We start from the raw sequence: 25,270 nt of genomic DNA, 5'->3' as shown, positions 1-25,270 counted from the left end.
CGCGTATGTTGTTTCATTGAAATTGGAGTTGATGAAGATGACAAAAAGACCAGAAGATACAAGAGTTGTGGTCGGTATGTCCGGAGGAGTCGATTCATCAGTTGCCGCTCTTATGCTAAAGGAGCAAGGCTATGATGTCATCGGCATATTTATGAAAAACTGGGATGACACTGATGAAAATGGTGTTTGCACAGCAACGGAAGACTATGAGGATGTCATCCGCGTGTGTAACCAAATTGGAATCCCATATTATGCAGTGAATTTCGAGAAGCAATATTGGGACAAAGTGTTTCAATATTTCCTTGATGAATATAAAGCGGGCAGAACGCCAAACCCAGATGTCATGTGTAACAAAGAAATTAAGTTCAAGGCATTCCTTGAGCATGCATTGTCACTTGGTGCGGATTATTTGGCAACAGGACACTATGCCCGTGTTGATAGAACTGGTGATGAAGTCAAAATGCTGCGAGGTCTTGATGCAAACAAAGACCAAACGTATTTCTTAAATCAGCTGACTCAGGAACAACTTGATAAAGTCATGTTCCCAATCGGTGATTTAGAGAAAAAAAGGGTTCGTGAATTGGCAAAAGAAGCAGAGCTCGCAACAGCAACGAAAAAAGATTCAACAGGTATCTGCTTTATTGGAGAAAGAAACTTTAAAACGTTCCTCAGTCAATATTTGCCTGCACAGCCTGGTGTGATGCAGACAATGGACGGAGAAGTAAAAGGGGAGCACGATGGACTGATGTATTACACGATCGGTCAGCGCCAAGGACTTGGCATTGGCGGCAGTGGTGATCCTTGGTTTGTCGTTGGGAAAGACTTGGAGAAAAACATCTTGTTTGTTGAACAAGGCTTCCACAACCCACTTTTATACTCTGAAAGCATTTCAGCCGTTAATATCAGCTGGACTCGTCCTCATATTGTCGGGGAAAACGGTGAATTAACGTGCACAGCAAAATTCAGATACCGTCAAGAAGATCACCATGTGAAGGTCAAAATGACAGGTGAGCAAGAAGCGATGGTTATCTTTGATGAGCCTGTTCGTGCTGTTACTCCGGGACAAGCGGTTGTTTTTTATGATGGTGACGAATGTCTTGGCGGCGGTACAATTGACGATGTCTTCAAAGATGGTCAAAAGCTGTCGTATGTGTAGCATGTTTTCAAAACCTCAACGTCGCTGTTGAGGTTTTTTAATGAAAGGATGAGAGAGCGAATGAATCATAACGAAATCGGCATAGAAGCCTTGAATCAAGGGAATATCGAAAAAGCAGCTGAAGCTTTTACAAAAGCGATCGAAGAAAGCCCGAAGGATCCGGTTCCATATATTAACTTTGCGAACTTACTTTCAAGTATCAATGAATTTGAACGTGCTTTAAACTTTTTTCAAAAAGCAATTGAACTTGATCACACTGCTGCCGCAGCCTATTACGGGGCAGGAAATGTGTATACATTAAAAGAAGACTTTATGAAAGCGAAAGATTATTTTGAACAAGCACTAAAAGCGGGCATGGAAAATAGTGATTTGTTTTATATGCTTGGGCAGACGCTCATCAAATTAGAGCAGCCAAAGCTTGCGATGCCGTATCTTCAGCGTGCCGTTGAACTAAACGAAGAAGATAATGAAGCTAGATTCCAATTTGGCATGTGCTTAGCCAATGAACACATGCTGGAAGAAGCGGTGACAACTTTTACTGAAGTCATCACGCGTGATCCGCAGCATGCAGACGCCTTTTATAATTTAGGGGTTGCGTATGCGTACTTAGAGAAAAAAGACGAAGCGCTTGAGATGCTGGGTAAAGCCATTGACGTGCAGCCTGACCATATGCTTGCACTACATGCGCAAAAGCTGATTCAAGAGGCAGAATAGATGGAAGGAGGGAAGACCTGTGCAGGAACATCCAGATCAAATGAAGCTTGAGGACGAACCGTTTTTAAAGGGGACCATTCAAGCCGTTATTTTCCATAATGAAAGTAATTTATACTCGGTGTTAAAGGTGAAAGTCATTGAAACATCGGAAAACTTAGAGGAAAAAACAGCATCTGTCACAGGCTACTTCCCCGCACTTCATGAGGAGGAAACCTACACCTTTTATGGCAAAGTCACAAGCCATCCGAAATTCGGTGAACAGTTTCAGGCCACTCATTTTCAAAAGGAAGTGCCGACAACGAAGCAAGGAATCATACATTATCTCTCAAGTGATTTATTTGAGGGGATAGGAAAAAAGACGGCGGAAGAAATCGTGGGACAGCTTGGCAATCAGACGCTTCATAAAATTATGCGTGACCCAGCTGTTTTGTACGATGTACCGCGCTTATCCAAAAAGAAGGCGGATAAGCTGGCCGCAGCGCTTCAGGAGCATCAAGGACTGGAACAAATCATGATCAGCCTGAATCAATATGGCTTTGGTCCGCAGCTCAGCATGAAGATTTACCAAGTGTACGAGAGTGAAACGCTGCAAAAGATCGAGGAAAATCCGTATCAGCTTGTTAAGGATGTTGAGGGGATCGGATTTATTAAGGCGGATGAGCTCGGCGCTAGAACAGGCATCTCAGGTAATGATCCAGAGCGGATTCGCGCAGCCTTGCTATATACAGTGGAGACAGCCAGTCTACAGGACGGTCATACGTACATACAAACAAAAGATTTGATCGTCGAAACCCGCAAGCTGCTCAACCAAACAGGCAATGATTACAAAGTGACTGAAATGGATGTTGCCAATCAGATCATTGCACTTGGCGAAGGAAAAGAAATGATCATTGAAGATGACCGCTGCTATCATCCATCCTTATTTTATGCGGAGCAAAGTGTTGCCAAACGCATTCAAAAAATCGTCTCCCAAACAGAATACGCGGATCAATTTCCTGAATCAGAATTCCTCCTTGCACTTGGTGAGCTGGAGGAGCGATTAGGCGTTCAGTATGCACCGACACAAAAGGAAGCGATTCAAAAGGCACTCATGTCCCCGATGCTGCTTTTAACAGGCGGACCTGGTACAGGGAAGACGACGGTCATTAAAGGAATTGTCGAGCTTTACAGTGATCTTCACGGTGTATCTCTTGATCCGAGTGATTATAAAAAGGATGAATCTTTCCCATTTGTGCTTGCGGCACCAACAGGACGGGCGGCTAAACGGATGACAGAATCAACAGGGCTTCCAGCTGTCACCATTCACCGGCTGCTAGGCTGGAACGGTTCGGAGGGCTTCTCGCATGATGAAGAACAGCCGATTGAAGGAAAGCTTGTCATCATTGATGAATCAAGTATGCTGGATATTTGGCTGGCGAATCATTTGTTTAAAGCCATTCCTGATCATATCCAAGTCATTATGGTAGGGGATGAACATCAGCTGCCATCTGTCGGACCAGGTCAAGTTTTACGGGATTTGCTTGCCTCAAAAGCTGTGCCGGCTGTTACTCTGACAGATATTTACCGGCAGGCAGACGGCTCAACCATTGTTGAACTTGCCCATGATATGAAAAATGGTGTGCTGCCAAAGGATATTACTGCACGCTCAAAGGATCGGTCCTTCATTCAATGTTCAGCTGATCAAATGAAAGAAGTCATTGAGAAAGTCGTCAGCAATGCTGCTCAAAAAGGGTTTTCGGCAAAGGACATTCAAGTGCTCGCACCAATGTATAAAGGAAAAGCGGGCATCAATGAGCTCAACAAAATGCTGCAGCACATTTTGAATCCTAAAAAACCAAAAGGCAGAGAAATCCCGTTTGGTGATGTGGTGTACCGGACAGGTGATAAGGTGCTTCAGCTTGTGAATCAGCCGGAGAACAATATTTTTAACGGCGATATCGGCGAAATTGTCTCGATTTTTTATGCAAAAGAAAATACAGAAAAAGAAGACATGGCCGTGATCTCCTTTGATGGAAATGAAATCACCTTTACGAAAAAGGATTTTCATCAATTTACTCATGCCTATTGCTGCTCCATCCACAAATCACAAGGCAGTGAATTTCCGATTGTTGTGCTGCCAGTTGTGAGGAGCTATTACCGAATGCTTCGGCGTAATCTGCTGTACACAGCTATAACACGAAGTAAAAAGTTTTTAATACTGTGCGGCGAGGAATCAGCGCTGGAGTGGGGCGTGAAAAACAATGAGGATTCCCTCAGACAAACGTCCTTAACGATGCGGCTTGTGCAAACCGAACAAATCATGGATGCAGAACTTGAAGCGCTCCAAAAAGAGCTTCCGTTTAGCGTACATGACGCAAATATTGGCATGGAGGGAATCACTCCGTTTGATTTTATGCATGAGTAGAAGGCTTCCATACGGAAGCCTTAGCGTGTAGACAAACCCTTGCATTCGTTGTCAATCCTGCGCTCCGGTGCTCACGAATGTCAAATTCGCTCCGCTCCGATGCTCGTCTTTCCTAGACTGCAAAGGTTTTCTATCACGCTGAAAAGAAGACAAAGGGCTAAAATCAAGATCATTTTAGCCCTTTGTCAACAATCTGAGGCTTCCATATGGAAGCCTTTTAGCGTGGAAAGAACTTCTTCCATTCCGTTCATGGAAGCCATTTCTTCGTATGAGTCATGAAGCAAACGCACACGATAAGACTGTTCCGCAAAAGGTGGTTGAGCACATTTTGAGAACATGCCGAGAACTTGAAGGAATGACGATCTATTCAGATGAGCTGTCCCAATCGCTTGGTTCCATAAAAGATATTTGCTTTTTAGCCGGAGGCAGCTGCGGAGGGTATGTGTTAGAGGGGAAAAAGAAAGACTGTGCACTCATTCCATTCTCTGGATTTGATCAGCTGACAGACAAAGGTTTATATGTGAGCTGCCAGGAGGGAGTAGGCATGGATTCCTCTGCTCCATTCTTGTTATTTTCGAAATTAAAAAAGAAAATGATGCAGTCGCCTGATGGTGAAAATTTAGGCATTTTGGAAGATGTATACTTTTGTACAAATTCGGGCACAATCGTAGCATATGAACTCTCGGACGGCTTCTTTACAGAGCTATCAGGGATTCGGAAACAGCTGCAGGCTGCCGGAACCTTGATGAACGTTCAAAAGGAAGCACTGGTTCTAAACCGAACGTAAAGAGGTGCTGATTATGCTCATTTGCCCAAATTGCAAATGTAAAGACATCGGAAAAATTGGGGTCAATCAATATTATTGCTGGGGCTGTTTTATTGAATTGACGCTGTCAAAAGGCAAAATATCGACACACCAAGTGGAGGAAGACGGGACACTAAGCAGCTTAGATGATCTGTTTAGTGACGATGAACGTTCAATTCAACTATAAGTGTTAAGGGGGAATTTCGAATGGGCAAAATGACTTCTTCACTATTAACGCTTGGTGCAGGTGCACTTGCATATCACTTTGCAAGCCGATATGATATGCCATCAAAGCGGGATATGAAAAAGCTAAAAAAACGTGTTATGAGAATGATGTAAACACAAAAGGGCTAAAATGATCTTCATTTTAGCCCTTTGTTTTTTTTCAGACCAGGACGCAGTGTTTGTCTATAAGCTGAGGTGTTACGCTTGCCTGTATTCTAATCGTCTTGCAAGAATGGATAAGCTGAAATTGACGACAAAATACATCATAGCCGCCAATAGAAAAATCGGCAGTAAATAGGATTGGCTTTGACCGTTTAATATTTGTGCGTGATGTAATAATTCTGGAAGCGCAATGACGACTGCAAGCGACGTATCTTTTAAAAGAGATATGAATTGACTGACAATTGGCGGCACCATTCTGCGCAGGGCCTGCGGCATAATAATCATTTTCAATGTTTGAATATAGGTTAAACCAGAAGACCTGGCTGCTTCGATCTGGCCCTTATCAATTGATTTAAGGCCGCTCCGAATAATTTCTGACAGCATCGCGGATTCAAACACGGTTAAAGCTGCAATGGCAGAGGCTGTGATGCTTAGCTTGATGCCGATTTCAGGCAATGCAAAATACGTGAAAAAGATGATCAGTAAAAGCGGCAGGTTCCGAATGGTTTCTACAACAACCGCAAGCACTTTTGATAAAACCGGGATTTGAGCGAACCGCAATGTGCCGACGACTAATCCAATGATAAAGCTCAAAATGATGGAGATAAAAGCCACTTTTAAGGTGACAGCAAATCCTTCAAGTAAAAAGGCGAGATGATCAGGCTGGTAGGCACCTATAAAATCCAAGATATTTCCTCCTCTCTAGTGGCTTCTTGCTAATCTTCTTTCTAAATAACCAACGCCTAGACTAAGCGGAATGGTTAATAGCAGATAGAACATGGCAACAAAGATGTAGACATCAAACGTCACAAATGTTCTAGATGCAATAAGGTCACCTTGATACATGAGATCAAACCCTGCAATGACACCTAAAATCGAGGAGTTTTTGACAAGGTTAATAAATTGATTCCCAAGAGGGGGAATGACGATTTTAATCGCCTGAGGCAAAATGATATACCGCATCGTCCCGCCATATGACAGACCTGAAGCGCGGGCTGCTTCCATTTGTCCAAGCGGTACAGCTTGTATCCCTGCACGAATGGCTTCAGCAATAAAGGCAGACGTATAAATGGCAAGGGCGATCGTTCCAGCAGTAAAGCCATCTGCTACAATACCTAGCACGGGTAAACCAAAGAAGAAAACAAAGGTGATCAATAATAACGGAATATTCCGAATAAATTCCACATAAGCCGTTCCGAACCAGTTTAGCGGCCTAAATGGCGCAATTCTCATAATGGCAATGAGTGTACCGATCAAAAAGCTTCCAATCAGAGCAATGACACTTGCACCAATGGTATATTTAAAGCCTTCTAAATAAAGATGAAAATTTTCAATGAGAATGGAAAACCGCAGCAATCAGTTCACTTCCTTCCTGATCAACAGGGGAGCCATTGAGCGGCTCACCTGAGGCATTGATGTTAACCAATCAAATGTTATTCTTTGATCCATTTTTTAAGAATTTTGTCATATTCACCATTGTCTTTTAACGTTTTTAAGGCTTTATTGATCGCATCAGTTAATTCTTGATCCCCTTTTTTCACAGCAATGCCATAAGGCTCATCTGTAAAGGTGCCGCCGACCACTTCATAATTTGAATCTTCATCTGCCATACCAAATAAGATCGCATTATCAGTTGTCAGCACTTGCCCTTGATTTGATTTTAATGCTGTAAAAGCCTCTTGATAGTTCTCAAATTCTAATACGGATACTTCAGGTGCTTTCTCACGGATATTTTGAGAAGAAGTAGATCCTTTCACGGCCAGCACCTTCGTTCCTTTTTTAAGATCATCAATGGATTGAATGTCGCTTCCTTTTTTCACAAGCAGTGATTGTCCTGCTTCAAAGTAAACATCTGAGAAATTGACTTCTTTTTTACGCTCTTCTGTAATTGTCATGGTCGCAACAATCGCATGGATATCCCCTTTTTGAAGCAAAGGAATTCTTGTTTTAGATGTCACTTCCTTAAATTCTGCTTTTCCTTCATCGCCGAGTATTTCCTTTGTGATGGCTTTTGCAATATCAATATCAAATCCTTCAATATCCCCGCTGCTCGGATTTTTTAGACCGAATAGCCGTGTGTCATTTTTTACACCGAAAATGATTTTTTTGTCTTTCTTAATGGCTTCTAATGAGCTTCCTTGTTTTGCATCAGTTGAGCCTTTTTCTGTAGATCCACAAGCAGCTAAAGCGGCGATGCAGCAAGTCATAAAGAGCAGCATGCCAAAACGTTTCATTTTTTTCATTAAACCATTCCCCCTAGTGATTTAAAATACGGCTTAAAAATAATTGAGCACGTTTCTCTTGCGGTTTTTCATAAAATGCAGCCGGTGTTGATTCTTCAAGAATTCTGCCCTCATCAATAAAGACAATGCGGTCGGCCACTTCACGGGCAAAGCCCATCTCATGCGTGACAACAACCATGGTCATGCCTTCACGGGCCAGCTGCTTCATCACATCTAATACCTCGCCGATCATCTCTGGATCAAGTGCAGATGTCGGTTCGTCAAAAAGCATCACCTCTGGTTTCATCGCAAGCCCTCTTGCAATGGCAACGCGCTGCTGCTGTCCGCCTGAGAGTCGTGAAGGGTAGGTGTCTGCTTTTTCAGGAATGCCGACTTTATTTAAATAAAATTCAGCTGTTTCCTTTGCTTCTTCCTTGCTCACTTTTTTGACCTTCATCGGCGCAAGCATAATGTTTTCAAGCACCGTCTTATGCGGATAGAGGTGAAAATGCTGAAAGACCATTCCGATATTTTGCCTGACAAGATTGATGTTGGTCTTCGGATGCTGAACAGACACTTGGTTGACGAGAACTTTTCCCGCATCAATGCTTTCAAGACGATTGATACACCTGAGCATCGTGCTTTTACCAGATCCTGAAGGACCGATGATCACAACAACCTCCCCTTTTTGAATATGTAGGTTAATGTCCTTAAGTACATGGAACTGGCCATAATGCTTGTTGACTTCTTCGAATGTGATCATGAAGAACCTCCTCTTGTGTTTCATTGGCTAAAGCTAAAGTGGATTCTAGCACAACTTGTGTAAAAAGAAGTAAATGATGGAATATTTTCTGACGAGATTTTACAGCAAATAGTGACTTTGGATGGAGCTGTATGATTCATGTGTATTCATTTTTAACAAAGTTAGGACAAATTTTATTTACGTGGATAATTGCAGAAGATGGTTAAACAATAAGAAAAGAGGTGAAAAAGGTGAAGAAACGTCCGATCCAATTTCTGATATATGCTGCAGGGATCTTGCTTGTCCTTGCATCCTTGCTGATTTTACTTCAGCTCGACGAGTTATGGATGCCTGTTTTTTTATTGCTGAAGGCGGTTCTCATTCCGCTTCTCATCGCCATTTTTATTTCTTATCTGCTTTATCCGATTGTGGAAAGACTTCATGCACGAGGGCTGCCGAGAACAGTCAGTCTCTTACTCATCTATGTCCTGTTTTTTGGCGGGATTGGGTTTGCGGTTTATAAAGGAGCGCCTGTGATGATCGCACAGTTAAATGAGCTGTCAGAACAAATTCCTGTCCTCGCCGAAACTTATAATGGCGCTTTATCACATATTCATCGTCATACGAGCCACTGGCCTGACGGACTTCACGACCGCTTGGACCGCTTCATTGTTCAATTGGAGACATATGCAGCCAATAGTGCTGAGCGGATGATTCTTAGCTGTAAGGTTTTATTTGATTACGCATTAGTCGCAGCACTCATTCCTTTTCTTGTTTTTTATATGGTGAAGGATATGAACACGATGAAGCGGGCGGCATGGTATTTAACGCCGCCATCATTTAGAAAGAGGGGAAAAGCTTTTGTCAAAGCAGTGGATGAATCGCTTGGTGATTATATTCGAGGGCAGCTGCTTGTTTGTTCTTTAATCGGGGGTGCAGCAGCCATTGTGCTCTGGCTTTTTCATATCCCGTATCCGCTTGTTCTTGGGATGCTGATAGGGGCAACGAACGTGATTCCTTATTTTGGACCGATTATTGGCGCAGTTCCTGCCATCTTTATTGCGTTTACCATCTCGGTGAAATCGGTCATCATTGTACTAATCACAGTAGCGGTGCTGCAATTTTTAGAGAGTAATGTCCTCAGCCCAATCATTGTAGGGCGAAGTCTTCATATGCATCCTGTCGTCATTATGCTTGTCTTGCTTGCAGGAGGAGAGCTGTTTGGCTTAATTGGGATGATTTTAGCCGTACCAGCAGCTGCAATTATCAGGGTGATCATTGTGCAATATATCCTGATGAGACGAAGCGTTCATTGACAAGACGAGCCGAGTTGTCTATAATAATTTCGATTCATACATATTGAAATTCAATGACGGACCCGAGTACGTTAAAAAGCTGTTGCAGAGAGAGGCTTTATTTGCTGAGAAAAGCCTTATCAGACCTTTAACGGAAGCTAGTCCCGAGTGCAGATAAACACTGCCGCTCTCTTCCGGCGTTATCGGATGTGAAGGTGATAGACGAATTTGTCTATAATCAGGGTGGTACCGCGAGAACATCTCGTCCCTGTGTAAGTCGTTTTGTGCTTGCATAGGGCGGGATGTTTTTTCGTTTGTGTGGAGATTGATGAATGATAAGGGAGGATTTTTGAATGAAAACTTTAACTTCAGCTCAAGTACGTCAAATGTTTTTAGACTTCTTTAAAGAAAAAGGACATGCTGTAGAACCGAGTGCGTCTCTTGTACCGCATGACGATCCGACACTTTTATGGATCAACAGTGGTGTGGCAACATTAAAGAAATACTTTGATGGTCGCGTCGTACCTGAAAATCCGCGTATTTGCAACGCGCAAAAATCGATTCGTACGAATGATATTGAAAATGTAGGGAAGACAGCACGCCATCACACGTTCTTTGAAATGCTTGGCAACTTCTCTATTGGTGACTACTTTAAAGAAGAGGCCATTGAATGGGCGTGGGAATTCCTCACAAGTGACGAGTGGATTGGCTTTGATCCGAATTTGTTATCTGTGACAGTCCACCCAGAGGACGAAGAAGCGTATATCCTTTGGAGAGATAAAATTGGTGTGCCTGAAGAACGTATTATCCGTCTGGAAGGCAACTTCTGGGATATAGGCGAGGGCCCAAGCGGACCGAATACAGAAATTTTCTATGACCGCGGTGAATCATACGGTCACGACATGAACGATCCAGAATTATATCCAGGCGGGGAAAACGAGCGTTATTTAGAAGTATGGAATCTCGTGTTCTCTGAATTCAACCATAATCCAGATGGATCATACACACCACTGCCGAAGAAAAACATTGATACAGGTATGGGTCTTGAACGAATGGTATCTGTCATTCAAAATGTGCCGACGAACTTCGATACAGACCTATTCATGCCAATTATTCGCGCAGTCGAAACGATCTCTGGAGAAAGCTATGGCGAAACAAAGGAAAAGGATACAGCATTCAAAGTGATTGCTGACCACATCCGGACAGTTGCCTTTGCTGTAAGTGACGGAGCGCTTCCTTCCAATGAAGGCCGCGGATATGTATTAAGACGTTTGCTGCGCCGTGCTGTGCGTTATGCAAAAACGATCCATATCCACCGTCCGTTTATGTATGATTTAGTGCCAGTTGTTGCTGAAATCATGAAAGACTTCTACCCAGATGTACAAGCAAAAGAAGAATTTATTGCGAAAGTCATCAAAAACGAAGAAGAACGTTTCCACGAAACACTGAACGAAGGGTTAGCCATTTTGTCAGAAGTGATCAAAAAAGAAAGAGACAAAGGCAGCTCAAAAATTTCAGGTGAAGATGTATTTAAGCTGTATGATACGTATGGATTCCCTGTCGAGCTAACAGAAGAATACGCAGAAGATGAGAACATGACAGTTGATCGAGAAGGCTTCCAAGCGGAAATGGAGAAGCAGCGTGAACGAGCAAGAAATGCGAGACAAGATGTCGGCAGTATGCAGGTTCAAGGGGGCGCTCTAGGCGATATTAAAGTAGAAAGCACCTTCGTTGGCTATGAAAATCTAACAGCAGATGCCCGTATCATTGAATTGCTTCAAAATGGTGAAATTGTCTCGGAAGCACATGAAGGAGACACGGTGCAAATCTTGTTAGATGAAACTCCATTCTATGCGGAAAGCGGCGGACAAGTAGCGGATAAAGGGACACTAAAAAGTGCAGAAGCCATCATTGAGATCAAAGATGTGAAAAAAGCGCCAAACGGTCAGCATGTCCATGAAGGAGTCGTCGTAAGCGGTACGGCTCAAAAAGGTCTCGAAGTCACTGCAGAAGTGGAATCAGCTCTTCGAAAAGGTATTGTGAAAAACCATACAGCGACACACCTTCTGCATCAGGCGCTAAAAGATGTATTAGGCAGCCACGTGAACCAAGCAGGGTCATTGGTGAATGAAAACAGACTTCGTTTTGATTTCTCTCACTTTGGACAAGTGACGAAAGAAGAATTGTCTCAAATTGAAAAAATCGTGAACGAAAAGATTTGGGAAGGCATTTCGGTTGCGATTGACCTGAAGCCAATTGCTGAAGCAAAAGAAATGGGCGCAATGGCGCTGTTTGGCGAAAAGTATGGCGATATTGTCCGCGTAGTCCAAGTCGGCGATTACAGCATCGAGCTATGCGGCGGCTGTCACGTGCAAAACACTGCGGAAATCGGTTTGTTTAAAATTGCGTCTGAGTCGGGTATTGGTGCTGGAACACGCCGTATTGAAGCTGTGACTGGTCAAGGTGCCTATGAAGAATTAAATGACCAGCTGGCGATTTTAGAACAGGCAGCAAATGAGCTGAAGTCAAATACGAAGGACGTTCCAAAACGAATCGCTTCATTACAGGCGGATTTAAAAGAGGTTCAAAGAGAAAACGAATCTCTTCTTGCGAAATTAAGCCAAGCAGAAGCAGGCTCTATTTTAGAGAAAGTGACTGAAATTGGCGGAGTAAAAGTATTAACTGAAAAAGTAAATGCTAAAGACATGAACCATTTAAGAACAATGGTTGATGACTTGAAAGCTAAATTAGGATCAGCTGTCATCGTCCTGGGAGCCGTTCAAAACGGAAAAGTAAACATTTCAGCAGGAGTGACAAAAGACGTGATCGAAAAAGGTCTGCATGCAGGGAAGCTTGTGAAGCAGGCAGCTGAAATCTGCGGCGGAGGCGGAGGCGGACGTCCAGATATGGCACAAGCAGGCGGAAAACAACCAGAAAAACTTGAAGAAGCACTGGCATCTGTCGAAGAATCTGTCAAATCCGTTTTATAATCAGGCGATGTAGTGTAGAATAATGGTATTAGATGAGCGGTTAGAAAAAAGCTTGCTAGTAGAATGTTGGAAGAGAGGTGCAAGAAGCAGTGAGTTCATTTGATAAGACAATGAAGTTTAACTTCTCTGATGATTCAGCTGAAACCAATGTGAATGAAGTGCTCATTACAGTTCATGACGCACTCCAAGAAAAAGGATACAACCCGATCAATCAAATTGTCGGATACTTGCTGTCAGGCGACCCTGCTTATATTCCAAGACATCAGGATGCACGCAACCTAATTCGTAAACTAGAACGAGACGAATTAATTGAGGAATTGGTTAAATCGTACTTAGAGACACATAAAGAGGCGTAAAACATGAGAATTTTAGGCTTAGATTTAGGCACGAAAACCCTTGGTGTTGCGATCAGTGATGAAATGGGATGGACAGCGCAAGGGATTGAAACAATTAAAATTGATGAAGCAGGCGGAGACTTTGGTCTCAGCCGCCTGTCTGAGATTGTTGCAGAATATGGAGCGGATAAAATTGTACTTGGCTTTCCAAAAAATATGAACGGCACGGTCGGTCCTAGAGGCGAAGCCAGCCAATCATTTGCGAAAGTGCTAGAAAACACGTACAATGTTCCTGTTGTGCTTTGGGACGAGCGTCTGTCAACAATGGCAGCGGAAAAAATGCTCATCTCTGCAGATGTGAGCAGACAAAAGCGTAAAAAAGTCATTGATAAAATGGCGGCTGTTATGATCCTGCAAGGATATTTAGACAGCTTAAATTAAAATGAGGTGAATCAAATGGAACACGGAGAAAAGCAAATTACAATCGTTGATGATAATGGAAATGAACAGCTTTGCGAAGTACTATTTACTTTTGAAAGCGACCATTTTAACAAATCTTATGTTCTTTACTACCCAATTTCTGAGCAAGACAATGAGGAAATTGAAATTCATGCATCAAGCTTCACACCGAACGAAGACGGTGAAGATGGCGAGCTAGAGCCGATTGAAACTGATGAAGAGTGGGACATGATTGAAGAAACGTTAAACACGTTCTTAGATCAAGAAGACGAAGAATAGAACGAATAAAAGGCCTGTGAACAGATCTTCTTGATCTTTCTTCACAGGTCTTTTTTTACGATCATTATGTTAACTTAGATTTATTTCATGTTGACATAATGAACTGTACCTTTTACTCTATTTTTAACAATAAATTGAGTGAGGGGCATGGATATTGAGAATTCAAGATATGATGCAAATAGCGTTAATGACAGCAGTCATCGGGATGTTAGGCTTGATCCCGCCGATTTTACTGACATTTACACCTGTACCGATTACATTGCAAACCGCAGGTCTTTTGCTTGCTGGGGGGCTGTTAAAGCCAAAACAAGCATTGATTAGTTTATGTCTTTTTCTTTTGATTGTGGCAGCAGGCGCACCTCTTTTGTCAGGTGGGAGAGGCGGGATAGGGGTCTTTTTTGGTCCAAGCGGTGGTTTTCTTCTTGCTTATCCTGTTGCTGCCTTCATGATCAGCTTATGGGTGAACCGGCTGAAAAAAGTAACCGCACTGCGTCTTTTTGTGATCTATGCGGTTTGCAGTATTGTGATTTTGTATATGTGCGGTATTCCTTTTCAAGCCATGATGATGCATATTAAGGTTTCACAGGCCGCTTTTCTTAGTCTGATTTATCTTCCAGGTGATTTCATCAAAGCGGGAATGTGTGCTGTCTTTACGGTCAAAATCATTCAGGCCATGTCATATCGAAAAAGGGATTTGCCTAAAGGGAGGCGAGCAGTTTGAACAGAGTAACGGAAAGCTATGCAGTACATGCAGAAATGAAACCAGATCAGATTGCCATCATAGATGAGCAAGAAAGCATTACATATGAAGATTGGTATGAACGTGTGCAGAGAGCGGCACAGTGGTTACAAGGAACGGCTCATCAGCAAAAAAGAATCGCTTTTTTATTATCAAATGGTGTTTCTTTTTTGCAAATATTTGCGGGCGCTGCTTGTGCAGGGTGGACAGCCGTTCCGCTTGATCCGAGATGGAGTCATGAAGAATGTGTCGAAAAGCTCTTGTTAAGTGAGGCGGATCTCGCCATTATAGAGGATCGATTGATGAAAAGATTTGAACAGGGAAGCGTGGACATGCCGATTCTTTCTTTATCTGAATGGAAGGAAAGAATGAGCTTTCTCACAGACAGACCATATAACACCTGCGATACCGAGAAGGACCCTGTCTTTTATATGGGATTTACGTCAGGTTCAACAGGCTCACCGAAAGCCTTTATTAGACGTCAGCAATCATGGATCGAGAGCTTTCGAATGACAGCTGCTTCATTTGGAATCATTCATCAAGATCATGCTCTTATATTAGGTACACTCTTATCCTCTCACTTTTTATATGGTGCCATCAGTACATTATACTTTGGCGGCACAGTGACACTTTTAGAAAAATTTGTGCCGGGAAAAGCGAAGCAAGCCTTAGAGACAGGTGATATCACCGTGATGTATACTGTCCCAACAATGACAGAAACGTTACTGCAAATCGATGCTTTTAAAGAAGACAATCCGCTTCTTGTCATGTCATCGGGAGCAGATTGGAGCATCTCGTCAAAAGAACAGCTCGTCTCCAACTATCCACATATCACTTTTTTTGATTTTTATGGCACATCAGAGTTAAGTTTTGTCTCTTATTTGTCTTCAAATGACTTTCTGCAAAAACCTTCTTCTGTTGGACGGCCTTTCTCCTCCATTCAAGTAGAAGTAAGGCGGCCCGATCAATCTGTCTGTCAGCCAAATGAAACAGGGAGGATTTATGTAAAGAGCCCAATGACTTTTTCAGGTTACTTACATGAGGAGAAACCGCCGCAGGAGTGGCTGACAGTTTACGATATGGGATGGCTGGATGAAGACGGTTATCTGTATATGAGCGGTCGTGAGAATGGCATGATCGTCTATGGAGGTCTGAATATTTTCCCAGAGGAAATTGAGCGTGTGCTAAATGAACAGCCAGAGGTGAAGCGGTCGATTGTGGTGGGCGTTCCTGACCCATATTGGGGTGAAATCCCTGTTGCCATACTGGAGCAAGTGCAGCAAATAAAGGTGGTTCGACAAGCTGTTAAAGAAAAGCTTGCGGCCTACAAGGTACCAAAAAAATGGCTTATGATAGATCAAATGATTGAAACATCCGGCGGAAAAATTGCCCGCGTGAGCATGAAAAGGTGGGCGGAGGAGCAATTGTCATGCAAGCGGTGATCGTACAAGCAAAACGAACACCCTTCGGTGACAAAAATGGGATGCTGAAAGATTATCGCCCAGAGCAATTAGCCGCTCCCCTTATTCGGCATTTGTCTCAGGACATGACACCGGATGACGTCATATTAGGCAATGTCGTCGGAGGCGGTGGAAATATGGCCCGTCTGTCCTCATTAGAAGCAGGGCTTCCTTTACACGTTCCCGGTATGACGATTGACAGGCAATGTGCCTCTGGTCTTGAAGCGATCCGAACAGCTTGCATCATGGTTCAATCGGGGGAGGGCTCGATGTATATCGCTGGCGGGACTGAGAGCATTTCCAGATCACCAATGAAAGAAAGAGCCCGCTTTTCACCGGAGTGGATAGGAGATCCACATATGGGAGAAGCAGCAGAGCTGACCGCGTCGGCATTTTCTGTTACAAGAAAAGAACAAGATGACTATGCCCTTTTAAGCTGGGAAAGAAGTTTAGCGGCATTCAAACATGGTACATATGCAGAAGAAATCGTTTCGGTTGACGGGCTGAGTATAGATCAAGCAGCTGCTAAAATAAGACCGATGACAAAGCTGATCAAGCGGGCAAAACCTGTATTTTTGCCGGGGAAAGGAACTGTGACCGCCGCCAATAGCTGTAAGGAAGCAGACGGAGCAGCTGCTGTCGCTGTGATGGAAAGATCGTTAGCGGAAGCAAGTGGATGTAAGGCGATGCTGCGGTATGCCGGAAGTGCTGTGACAGCGATACATCCTCATTTTCCAGCTGCTTCACCGATTGATGCGATCAAGAAACTTTTACATCAAGAGAACATCAAGGCAGAGGAAGTGGCGCTTTTTGAAATCAATGAAGCATTTGCGCTGAAAGCAGCACTTATTGCCCGCACGCTGGGGATACCATATGACCGGATCAATAGAAGAGGCGGTGCACTATGCCTTGGGCATCCATACAGCGCGTCAGGAGCTGCTATGATGGTGAGATTATTTTATGAAGCGCACACCTTACCGAATGGAAGCTATGTCATGGCTGCTATTGGAAGCGGTGGCGGTGTTGGTTTAGCCGTTTTGTGGCAAGTTTTGTCATGACATGCATGAGCAAGGAATTGCCGAACTCCGTCGAATCATGTACTATAAAAGCTAGATGTGAGGAGGGCCATGCATGTTTTCAGAACAAAAGAAACGACCATTCTTCAAAAGAAAAATGGGGATCGTCCTGTTATCTGTCCTTGCTGTCATCATCATTGCAGCATTATCAGGCTTTTTATATGTTAAATCAGCACTTGGACCGGTCGATCAAAAAAGTAAACAAACGATTAATATTCATATTCCAAATGGGACATCTGTGCGCGAAATTGCGGGCATTTTAAAAGAAAATGGGCTCATTTCGAATGACACGATTTTCACGTATTATGCAAAATACAAAAATGCGTCCGGCTTTAAAGCGGGTTATTTTCATTTGAAACAAACAATGGACGCAGACACGCTGATCAAAAAGCTGACATCTGGCGGGACTGATTACGCCTTTCAGCTTGTGATTCCAGAGGGAAGACAGCTATCTGATATTGCAGCCATTATTGCAAATCAGACGAATTTTTCAGCGAAGGAAGTTGAAGCAAAGCTGGATGATCCTGCTTTTATTCAAACACTAATGAAAAAATATCCGAAAACTGTGACATCACAAGTGAATGGGAAACAGGTGAAACATCCGTTAGAGGGTTACTTATTCCCTGCTACGTATCCATTTTATCGTGAGGATGAATCACTTGAAACGATCATTGAAACGATGATTAAACAAACAGATCAATACGTGAAAACGTATGAAAAAGACATGAAAAAGAGAAACATGTCCATACATGATGTGTTAACGATGGCATCACTCATTGAAATGGAAGCAACAGAAAAGACAGATCGGGCAAAAATCTCAAGTGTATTCTATAACCGGTTGAAAAAGGACATGCCGCTTCAAACTGATCCAACCGTTCTTTATGCACTTGGTGAGCATAAATCCCGCGTGTATTACAAAGACCTAAAAGTGAAATCTCCTTATAACACGTATAACAACAAAGGGCTGCCGCCTGGACCTATTGCAAATGCTGGTGAATCCTCTTGGAAAGCAGCACTGCATCCAGAGAAAACGGATTACGTTTACTTCCTTGCGAAGAAAAATGGAGAAGTCGTATTTACGAAAACGTTAAATGAGCATAATAAAGCAAAAGCGAGATACATCACAGGCAGCAATTAACGTACAAGTGAATCGAAAAAGACTGTAGACAATACGAGATTGCCTGCAGTTTTTTTCGTTGGAATATCCATTTTATAGGTTCGCAATTACCACTCCTTTGTGGTAAAATATATCGGGTTGTTTTTACTTAGATGAACGAAAGATTGACGAGAAAGAGAGCTGCAATAGGCAGGACTCTTCTTTTTCAGGTCATGAAGGAGCTAGACAGATAATGACTATCGAAGATGATCGAATAAATGATTATATTGAACATTTAATTCACCCAAGTCCTGATGCAATCGCTCAATTAGAGATATATGCAAAAGAGCATCATGTGCCAATTATGGAAAAGGTGAGCATCGAGCTTTTACTGCAGCTTCTTTCGATGAAAAAGCCGAAGAAAATTCTTGAGGTTGGGACAGCGATTGGCTATTCCGCTATTCGAATGGCAACAGCTCTGCCAGATGCTGAGATTTATACGATTGAGCGAAATGCAAAGCGCTATGAAGAAGCGACACGGAACATTGAAGAATTAAAGTTAAAAGAAAGAATACACGTGTTTTTTGGTGATGCGATGGAATCGGCTAAAACGGTCCAAACGATGGCGCCCTATGATGTGATTTTTATTGATGCCGCAAAAGGGCAGTACAAGCGTTTTTTTGAATTGTTTGAACCGATGCTAGCTCATGACGGAATGATTATTACAGACAATGTATTATTCAAAGGCTTAGTGGCAACGAATTATGAAGAAGAAATTGAAGATAAACGAAAAAAACAATTAATTGGAAAAATTGATCGATACAATCAATGGCTCATGTCAAACCCTGATTTCCAAACGTGCATTATTCCAGTTGGAGACGGGATCGCCATTAGTACAAAAAGAGGTGACCAATCATGAAGAAACCAGAATTGCTTGTGACGCCAAGCAGCGTGTCAGACGTCATGCCATTAATTGAGGCAGGAGCTGATGCATTCTTAATAGGCGAACAAACATACGGTATTCGTCTTGCAGGTGAGTTTTCAAGAGAAGATGTGAAACAAACGGTTGAGCTTGCACATGCCCATCACAAAAAAGTGTATGTAGCAATGAATGCGATTTTTCATAATGACCGCGTGCAGCTGCTTGGAGATTATTTAACCTTTCTCGATTCATTAAGCGTGGACGGCGTCGTCTTCGGAGATCCAGCCGTGATCATGGCAGCAAAGGAAACAGGGGTGAACCTGAATCTTCACTGGAGTACAGAAACGACTGGAACCAACTATTACACTTGTAACTATTGGGGTAGAAAAGGCGCATCGCGTGCTGTTCTTGCTAAAGAGCTGAACATGGACAGTGTGATCGACATCAAAGAAAATGCTGAGGTGGAGATTGAAATTCAAGTTCATGGCATGACATGTATGTTTCAATCGAAACGTACGCTCATCGGCAACTACTTTGAATACCAGGGCAAACAAATGGACGTCGAAGGCAGACATATGGAGGAAGGGCTATTCCTGCATGACCAAGAGCGTCAAAACAAATACCCTATTTTCGAGGATGCAAACGGGACACATATTATGAGTCCAAATGATGTGTGTATGATTGACGAGTTAGAAGAGTTTGTTGACGCAGGCATTGACTCATTTAAAATTGACGGAATTTTAAAGTCACTTTCTTATATGACAGAGGTGACATCACTCTATAGAAAAGCAATTGATTTACTAACGACTGACAAAGACGCGTATGAAGATCAGAAAGAGGATTGGGTGAACCGGATTGAAGAGATTCAGCCAGTGAATCGTTCGATTGATACAGGATTCTTCTTTAAAGAAACGGTTTATTAAGATAAGAGGAGGCAGAGGAAATGGCATTATTGAAAGATGGTATTTCTGAAATGATTGATGGGAAACGTGTCATTACAAAAAAACCAGAACTGCTTGCACCCGCAGGAAACTTGGAAAAGCTGAAAATTGCTGTACATTACGGAGCTGACGCTGTCTTTATTGGCGGGAAAGAATTTGGACTTCGCTCAAATGCAGATAACTTTTCAATTGAAGAAATGGCAGAAGGCGTCGCATTTGCAAACAAATATGGCGCACGCATTTATGTGACAACGAATATCTTCGCCCACAATGAAAACATGGATGGGCTGGAGGAATACCTTCAAGGGATTGAAGGTGCTGGAGTAGCAGGCATTATCGTAGCTGATCCACTGATCATCGAAACATGTAAACGTGTTGCACCGAAGCTTGAAGTCCACTTAAGCACACAGCAATCTCTTTCAAATTGGAAAGCTGTTCAATTTTGGAAGGAAGAAGGGCTTGAGCGTGTGGTGCTTGCACGTGAAACAAGTGCGCTAGAAATTAGAGAAATGAAAGAAAAAGTCGATATTGAAATCGAAACATTCATTCACGGTGCGATGTGTATCGCATACTCTGGCCGCTGCGTGCTCAGTAACCATATGACGGCAAGAGATTCTAACCGTGGAGGGTGCTGCCAGTCCTGCCGCTGGGATTATGATCTTTATAAACTAGAAGGTTCTGAGGAAGCACCATTATTTGGTGAAGAAGATGCACCATTTGCGATGAGTCCAAAAGATTTGAAGCTTGTTGAATCCATTCCTCAAATGATCGAAATGGGAATTGACAGCTTAAAAATCGAAGGACGGATGAAATCCATTCATTATGTTGCCACTGTTGTCAGTGTGTATCGTAAAGTCATTGATGCGTATTGTGCTGATCCAGACAATTTTGTCATTCAGCAGGAATGGTTAGATGAATTAGATAAATGTGCAAACCGTGACACAGCACCAGCCTTTTTCGAAGGCGTACCAGGAACAGATGAACAAATGTTTGGCATTCATGGAAAGAAAACCACATTTGATTTCGCAGGTCTTGTTCTTCATTATGATGAAAAAGAACAAATCGTGACATTGCAGCAGCGTAACTTCTTTAAAGCTGGCGACGAAGTCGAATTCTTCGGACCAGAAATTGAGAATTTCACATGCAAAATTGAGACGATTTGGGATGAAAAAGGAAATGAACTAGATGCCGCTCGTCATCCGCTGCAAATCGTCAAATTCAAGCTTGATCAAAAAGTATACCCTAGCAACATGATGAGAAAGGGGAAATAACAGCCACATGAGGAGTAAACCAGTTGTCATTGGTATTGCTGGCGGCTCGGGTTCAGGTAAAACGAGCGTCACCAATTCAATCTATGAAAAATTTAAAGGACATTCCATCCTCATGCTTCAGCAAGATTTATATTACAAAAATCAAAGTCATATGCCATTTGAAGAGCGCCTGCTCACGAACTATGATCATCCGCTTGCATTCGACAATGACCTGATGTTTGAGCATTTGGAACAGCTCCTAAGGTACGAATCCATTGAAAAACCAATATATGATTTTAAACTAAACACACGTTCAGAAGAAACGGTTCATGTTGAGCCGAAGGATGTCATTATCGTTGAAGGCATTTTTGCACTAGAAGACGAACGTTTGAGAGACTTAATGGATATTAAACTGTATGTCGATACAGATGCAGACCTTCGCATCATCCGCCGCATTTTACGCGATACGAAGGAAAGAGGCCGGTCGATCGATTCTGTGATTGAACAATATGTATCTGTTGTCAGACCGATGCATAATCAATTCATTGAACCGACAAAGCGATACGCCGATATCATCATCCCAGAAGGCGGCCAAAACCATGTGGCAATAGACTTAATGGTCACAAAAATTCAAACCATTCTTCAAAACCGAGCAGAGTAAATGGTGGCGAAGAAAAAGACCTTTACAGTGTAAAGGTCTTTTCAGCATCCTATTAATAAACAGTCACGAAAACTTGTCCTAAGACAGACGTACCTTTATAAAGAGTGATCGTGGCTTTGCCAGGTGAATGAGCGGTCACTTGTCCACTAGAACTAACAGAAGCTACACTCTGGTTATCTGTCCAATAACGTGTAGCTGCAGCATCATAGACCGAGTAGGGTGGCTCACCAACTCTTAAAGATATACTGTAATCTTGAATTGAAATCACATCTAATGTTTGAAATCCAGACGAGCTGCTATTGACTGTGAAATCCGCTGTTTCTTTGGCCGAAGCCATGCCCATTAGTGAAAAAGATAAGGTAGAGATGGATAGAACAGAAACAATTGTTTTCTTCATGTTCATTTAAAACACTCCCTAGCATGTATTTGGTCTTGCATTGATAGAATTCAACAAAAACCAAATATTTCCTTGTTAATATTTGTTAATTATATGTGAACATTTATGAAAGCATCAATCTCAGAAAGAATCTTGAGGGTTTGATATGATAATAAAACAATGAAGAAAAGAAGAGATGGAGAAATCACTACCACATAGCGAAAGAATGAAGTTGAAAAAGTATATTAAAAAAACGACAAACAAATCATCACAAATTTTCAAACAATTCTTGATCAAAATGCAATTTTGTAATAATATAGCATAGACATATCGTACACTGACCATATTATGTATTGGAAGTTGGAGAATGGGTAAGCTATTCTTCTACATATGATCGAAATGGCCGAACGAGGTACAGGAGCTTCCTGTGCCTTTCCACAGTTTGTGCGATTTTAGACCGCTGCGGAGTGGTCCTGTCTAATAAAAGGCATAATAGTTGCATCTAAAAGGGACGCCATGTAAGATGGACTTTTACGAATATGGGACAGAAGGAATGAGGGCCTGAACATGTCCTCATTCTTGTATATTTCAGTCGTCACTCACGTGCAGAAAGTTTGTATGATGAGGATTAATAGAAGGAGTGAATGATTCATGGCACAAGAGAAAGTATTTCCAATGACAGAAGAAGGAAAGCGTAAATTAGAAGAAGAGCTTGAACATTTGAAAACGGTTAAACGTAAAGAGGTTGTAGAGCGTATTAAAATAGCTAGAAGTTTTGGAGACCTCTCTGAAAACTCGGAATATGATTCTGCTAAAGAAGAGCAGGCGTTTGTAGAAGGCCGTATTACAACGCTTGATAATATGATTCGTAATGCCAAAATTATCGAAGATGAAGGAAATTCAAATGTTGTTTCACTTGGTAAAACGGTGACATTCGTTGAATTACCAGACGGCGAAGAAGAGTCTTACACCATTGTGGGAAGTGCAGAAGCTGATCCGTTTGAAGGCAAGATTTCAAACGATTCACCGATTGCAAAAAGCCTTTTAGGTAAACAAGTAGACGACAAAGTAACCGTTCAAACACCTGGCGGAGAAATGTTCGTCCAAATTGTAAAAATTTCATAATCACGTTTATCACGTAAACACCTCGTCCACAATAGGGACGAGGTGTTTTTATGCGCAAAAAAAGAAGAATTCAATGGACAGGTGCGATTATTTTTATGCTATTTCTCGGTCTTCTGATGAGACTGGCAGAAATTCAGCTGTTCTTCACAGAATCGTTTTCAAAGCTTGATATCAATTTAATACAAGAAAGTGTCAAACAGCGAACAGAAGAAGTCGTCATTTCAGACGGACGCGGTGAGTTTTTAGATCGAAACGGCCAAGCACTTCTTACAAAAGAACAGCCCGCGGTTATCTTATTTCCTTTCCTGCAATATGATCTTCCGCGCTTGCAGCAAACTGCCTCAATTCTTGAGATGGAAGAGAATGAACTCAAAAAACAGTTAACAGAAACGAAAAAACCGCTCATTTTAAAAGATGACATTTCGAAAAAAAAGCTGAAAGACATCAATGATATGAAATATTCAGGTGTGTACGGCGTATATATGAAAGAGAAGGACAAAAAAAGACTTGCCCTCCACACATTAGGTTTCACAAGCGAGAATCCAGAACTATTGAGAAAGCGTTATCCTGACAAAAAAGAGCTTTCCATTCGTACTGAAATCGGCACATTTGGGCTGGAAAGCACCTTTGACGAATTTCTATTACCCGAGCAAGACACAAAATTGTTATATCATGTGGACGGAAGGGGAAACCCTTTGTTCGGTATGGACGTCAAATATACAGCAGAAGCTCATTCCTTTTATCCACTTCAGGTACAGACAACAATAGATGAGGACATGCAGGCTGAAATGGAAAAGGTGCTCAAAGAACAAGGCGTTGAAAAAGGCGGTGCCGTTCTGCTCGACATTGAAAAAAGCAGTGTGCTGGCGATGGCGAGTACCCCAAATGTCACAAGCAAAAACCGGCATGAGGCAAGAAATTACATGCTGACAGCTATTGCACCTGGCTCTGTCTTTAAAACGGCTGTGCTTGCCGCAGCAATCGAAAAAAACCTTGACCAGCCACAAACCATGTATGACTGTCGAAAGAATTTATATGGAGAGCCGGAAGGAAAACAGGAAGTGCTAAATCTGACGGACAGTTTCTCAGAGAGCTGCAATTATACCTTTGCGACACTTGCTGAAAGGCTCATTCAAACAGATGATCAAATCATCGAAAAGACGGCTGCAAAGCTTGGACTATTAGATCGAGCTGGCTGGGAAGGGGATGTCTATCATAAGCAGCACTTCAAACAGTTTGATCGTGAAGAAACAGGCAGTGTGTGGGGAGATAAAAGAGACAAGCATGTCAAAAAAGCCATTGCACAAACCGCAATAGGACAAAAAAATGTCAAAACGACTCCTCTGCAAATCGCGAATATGATGGCTGCGATCGCAAGAGGAGGAGAACGAAAAGAAGTGAAAATCGCAGAAAAAGTGCTGTATCAAAACGGAACAACGATGCTGTCCTTTCAAAACAAACGGCCTGAAGGGGGCAGCATAGACCGCTATACAGCTCAAAAGCTGCAAAAATTCTTAAGACAGGTGGTGACCTCTGACAAGGGAACCGGAAGAAGGTTTCAAGATTTGCCATATGATGTAGCGGGGAAATCAGGTACTGCCCAAACCGGCGGTCAAGACAAAAAGGGGAATCCGCTTTATCATAAGTGGTTTGCTGGATACTTTCCGGTAGAAAAACCAAAATACGCCCTTGTGGTTGTTCACCTTGACGAGACAAGTGGCCGGGCTAAGACAAATGATGCGTTTTATGATATTGTAAAAAAGGTCAATGAAATTGAAAAGAAACAGACATAGAACATCCCTACATGTCATGTTAGAATAGAAACGACTTAGGGAA

General features: G+C 42.4%; 26 protein-coding genes and 1 other annotated feature. Of the genes, 21 read left to right on the top strand and 5 right to left on the bottom strand.

All coding sequences use genetic code 11. The features are described from left to right. Positions 1-37 precede the first annotated feature (37 nt). The 6 genes from mnmA to NSQ72_RS12005 all read left to right on the top strand — a co-directional run bounded on the left by mnmA (position 38) and on the right by NSQ72_RS12005 (position 5,418). A complete protein-coding gene (mnmA, locus tag NSQ72_RS12030; protein ID WP_039180282.1) occupies positions 38-1,156 on the top strand; it encodes a tRNA 2-thiouridine(34) synthase MnmA in 1,119 nt (372 codons plus the stop codon). Positions 1,157-1,216: 60 nt separating this feature from the next. Continuing rightward, the gene (locus NSQ72_RS12025; protein ID WP_025092425.1) at positions 1,217-1,870 is read left to right on the top strand and encodes a tetratricopeptide repeat protein; all 654 of its coding nucleotides are present in this window, start codon (positions 1,217-1,219) and stop codon (positions 1,868-1,870) included. A 19-nt stretch (positions 1,871-1,889) separates the two neighbouring features. Then, the gene (gene recD2, locus NSQ72_RS12020; protein ID WP_024423121.1) at positions 1,890-4,274 is read left to right on the top strand and encodes an SF1B family DNA helicase RecD2; all 2,385 of its coding nucleotides are present in this window, start codon (positions 1,890-1,892) and stop codon (positions 4,272-4,274) included. A gap of 268 nt (positions 4,275-4,542) precedes the next feature. After that, complete coding sequence (locus NSQ72_RS12015) at positions 4,543-5,061, top strand: PRC-barrel domain-containing protein (protein ID WP_052196552.1); 519 nt, start codon at positions 4,543-4,545, stop codon at positions 5,059-5,061. 13 nt (positions 5,062-5,074) lie between these two features. Next, positions 5,075-5,266: a hypothetical protein gene (locus NSQ72_RS12010; protein WP_003216308.1), complete on the top strand. Its 192-nt coding sequence runs from the start codon at positions 5,075-5,077 to the stop codon at positions 5,264-5,266. Positions 5,267-5,286: 20 nt separating this feature from the next. Then, positions 5,287-5,418 (top strand): YrzQ family protein, encoded by a 132-nt coding sequence (locus NSQ72_RS12005; protein WP_064497881.1) that lies wholly within the window; start codon positions 5,287-5,289, stop codon positions 5,416-5,418. Between the two features lie 84 nt (positions 5,419-5,502). Here the strand turns inward: NSQ72_RS12005 and NSQ72_RS12000 are convergent, their stop codons facing one another. The 4 genes from NSQ72_RS12000 to NSQ72_RS11985 form a co-directional block, all read right to left on the bottom strand. Continuing rightward, entirely contained in the window at positions 5,503-6,153 is a 651-nt protein-coding gene (locus tag NSQ72_RS12000; protein ID WP_024427867.1) for an amino acid ABC transporter permease, read from the bottom strand. Positions 6,154-6,168: 15 nt separating this feature from the next. Continuing rightward, positions 6,169-6,822, bottom strand: a complete 654-nt coding sequence (locus NSQ72_RS11995; RefSeq protein WP_341084120.1) for an amino acid ABC transporter permease — start codon at positions 6,820-6,822, stop codon at positions 6,169-6,171. Positions 6,823-6,899: 77 nt separating this feature from the next. Further along, on the bottom strand, positions 6,900-7,709 hold the full coding sequence (locus tag NSQ72_RS11990) for a transporter substrate-binding domain-containing protein (RefSeq protein ID WP_058839006.1): 810 nt from the start codon (positions 7,707-7,709) through the stop codon (positions 6,900-6,902). 13 nt (positions 7,710-7,722) lie between these two features. Beyond that, positions 7,723-8,451 carry an amino acid ABC transporter ATP-binding protein gene (locus NSQ72_RS11985; RefSeq protein WP_024423116.1) on the bottom strand — a complete coding sequence of 243 codons (729 nt, stop codon included), beginning with the start codon at positions 8,449-8,451 and terminating at the stop codon, positions 7,723-7,725. 230 nt (positions 8,452-8,681) lie between these two features. Here NSQ72_RS11985 and NSQ72_RS11980 point away from each other — a divergent pair, with 230 nt between their 5' ends. The 13 genes from NSQ72_RS11980 to udk all read left to right on the top strand — a co-directional run bounded on the left by NSQ72_RS11980 (position 8,682) and on the right by udk (position 21,933). Beyond that, positions 8,682-9,746 carry an AI-2E family transporter gene (locus NSQ72_RS11980; RefSeq protein WP_059374674.1) on the top strand — a complete coding sequence of 355 codons (1,065 nt, stop codon included), beginning with the start codon at positions 8,682-8,684 and terminating at the stop codon, positions 9,744-9,746. A 44-nt stretch (positions 9,747-9,790) separates the two neighbouring features. Then, positions 9,791-9,998, top strand: a binding site (T-box leader). Between the two features lie 80 nt (positions 9,999-10,078). Further along, positions 10,079-12,715, top strand: coding sequence for an alanine--tRNA ligase (alaS, locus tag NSQ72_RS11975; RefSeq protein WP_059374675.1), 2,637 nt, complete (start codon positions 10,079-10,081; stop codon positions 12,713-12,715). 89 nt (positions 12,716-12,804) lie between these two features. Continuing rightward, positions 12,805-13,071, top strand: a complete 267-nt coding sequence (locus tag NSQ72_RS11970) for an IreB family regulatory phosphoprotein (RefSeq protein WP_008358522.1) — start codon at positions 12,805-12,807, stop codon at positions 13,069-13,071. 3 nt (positions 13,072-13,074) lie between these two features. Then, entirely contained in the window at positions 13,075-13,491 is a 417-nt protein-coding gene (ruvX, locus tag NSQ72_RS11965) for a Holliday junction resolvase RuvX (protein WP_034279935.1), read from the top strand. Between the two features lie 15 nt (positions 13,492-13,506). Then, positions 13,507-13,788 carry a DUF1292 domain-containing protein gene (locus NSQ72_RS11960; RefSeq protein ID WP_024423112.1) on the top strand — a complete coding sequence of 94 codons (282 nt, stop codon included), beginning with the start codon at positions 13,507-13,509 and terminating at the stop codon, positions 13,786-13,788. A 154-nt stretch (positions 13,789-13,942) separates the two neighbouring features. After that, positions 13,943-14,509, top strand: coding sequence for a biotin transporter BioY (locus NSQ72_RS11955; RefSeq protein WP_039180258.1), 567 nt, complete (start codon positions 13,943-13,945; stop codon positions 14,507-14,509). Beyond that, a complete protein-coding gene (locus tag NSQ72_RS11950) occupies positions 14,506-15,969 on the top strand; it encodes an acyl-CoA synthetase (RefSeq protein WP_341084118.1) in 1,464 nt (487 codons plus the stop codon). Before NSQ72_RS11955 ends, NSQ72_RS11950 begins: the two co-directional genes overlap by 4 nt. Beyond that, positions 15,957-17,045, top strand: coding sequence for an acetyl-CoA C-acyltransferase (locus tag NSQ72_RS11945; protein ID WP_247544495.1), 1,089 nt, complete (start codon positions 15,957-15,959; stop codon positions 17,043-17,045). Before NSQ72_RS11950 ends, NSQ72_RS11945 begins: the two co-directional genes overlap by 13 nt. A gap of 73 nt (positions 17,046-17,118) precedes the next feature. Next, positions 17,119-18,201, top strand: coding sequence for an endolytic transglycosylase MltG (gene mltG / locus NSQ72_RS11940; protein ID WP_341084116.1), 1,083 nt, complete (start codon positions 17,119-17,121; stop codon positions 18,199-18,201). A gap of 211 nt (positions 18,202-18,412) precedes the next feature. Next, on the top strand, positions 18,413-19,078 hold the full coding sequence (locus tag NSQ72_RS11935; RefSeq protein ID WP_039180249.1) for an O-methyltransferase: 666 nt from the start codon (positions 18,413-18,415) through the stop codon (positions 19,076-19,078). Then, positions 19,075-20,004, top strand: coding sequence for a peptidase U32 family protein (locus NSQ72_RS11930; RefSeq protein ID WP_339207961.1), 930 nt, complete (start codon positions 19,075-19,077; stop codon positions 20,002-20,004). The genes NSQ72_RS11935 and NSQ72_RS11930 overlap by 4 nt, the downstream gene beginning before the upstream one ends. 20 nt (positions 20,005-20,024) lie before the next feature. Next, positions 20,025-21,293 (top strand): peptidase U32 family protein, encoded by a 1,269-nt coding sequence (locus NSQ72_RS11925; RefSeq protein WP_034661487.1) that lies wholly within the window; start codon positions 20,025-20,027, stop codon positions 21,291-21,293. Between the two features lie 7 nt (positions 21,294-21,300). Continuing rightward, positions 21,301-21,933, top strand: a complete 633-nt coding sequence (gene udk, locus NSQ72_RS11920; RefSeq protein WP_024423106.1) for a uridine kinase — start codon at positions 21,301-21,303, stop codon at positions 21,931-21,933. Positions 21,934-21,985: 52 nt separating this feature from the next. Here the strand turns inward: udk and NSQ72_RS11915 are convergent, their stop codons facing one another. After that, positions 21,986-22,336: an Ig-like domain-containing protein gene (locus NSQ72_RS11915; RefSeq protein WP_341084115.1), complete on the bottom strand. Its 351-nt coding sequence runs from the start codon at positions 22,334-22,336 to the stop codon at positions 21,986-21,988. 624 nt (positions 22,337-22,960) lie between these two features. Here NSQ72_RS11915 and greA point away from each other — a divergent pair. Then, a complete protein-coding gene (greA, locus tag NSQ72_RS11910; protein ID WP_047202506.1) occupies positions 22,961-23,434 on the top strand; it encodes a transcription elongation factor GreA in 474 nt (157 codons plus the stop codon). A 50-nt stretch (positions 23,435-23,484) separates the two neighbouring features. Next, a complete protein-coding gene (locus tag NSQ72_RS11905; RefSeq protein WP_106025819.1) occupies positions 23,485-25,227 on the top strand; it encodes a peptidoglycan D,D-transpeptidase FtsI family protein in 1,743 nt (580 codons plus the stop codon). The last annotated feature ends 43 nt before the right edge of the window (positions 25,228-25,270 follow it).

Origin of the sequence: Bacillus sp. FSL R5-0659 (assembly GCF_038008785.1) — a bacterium.
Lineage (GTDB): Bacteria > Bacillota > Bacilli > Bacillales > Bacillaceae > Bacillus > Bacillus safensis.
Note: the sequence above shows the minus strand (reverse complement) of the source record. Positions and strands in the feature narration are given on the sequence as shown.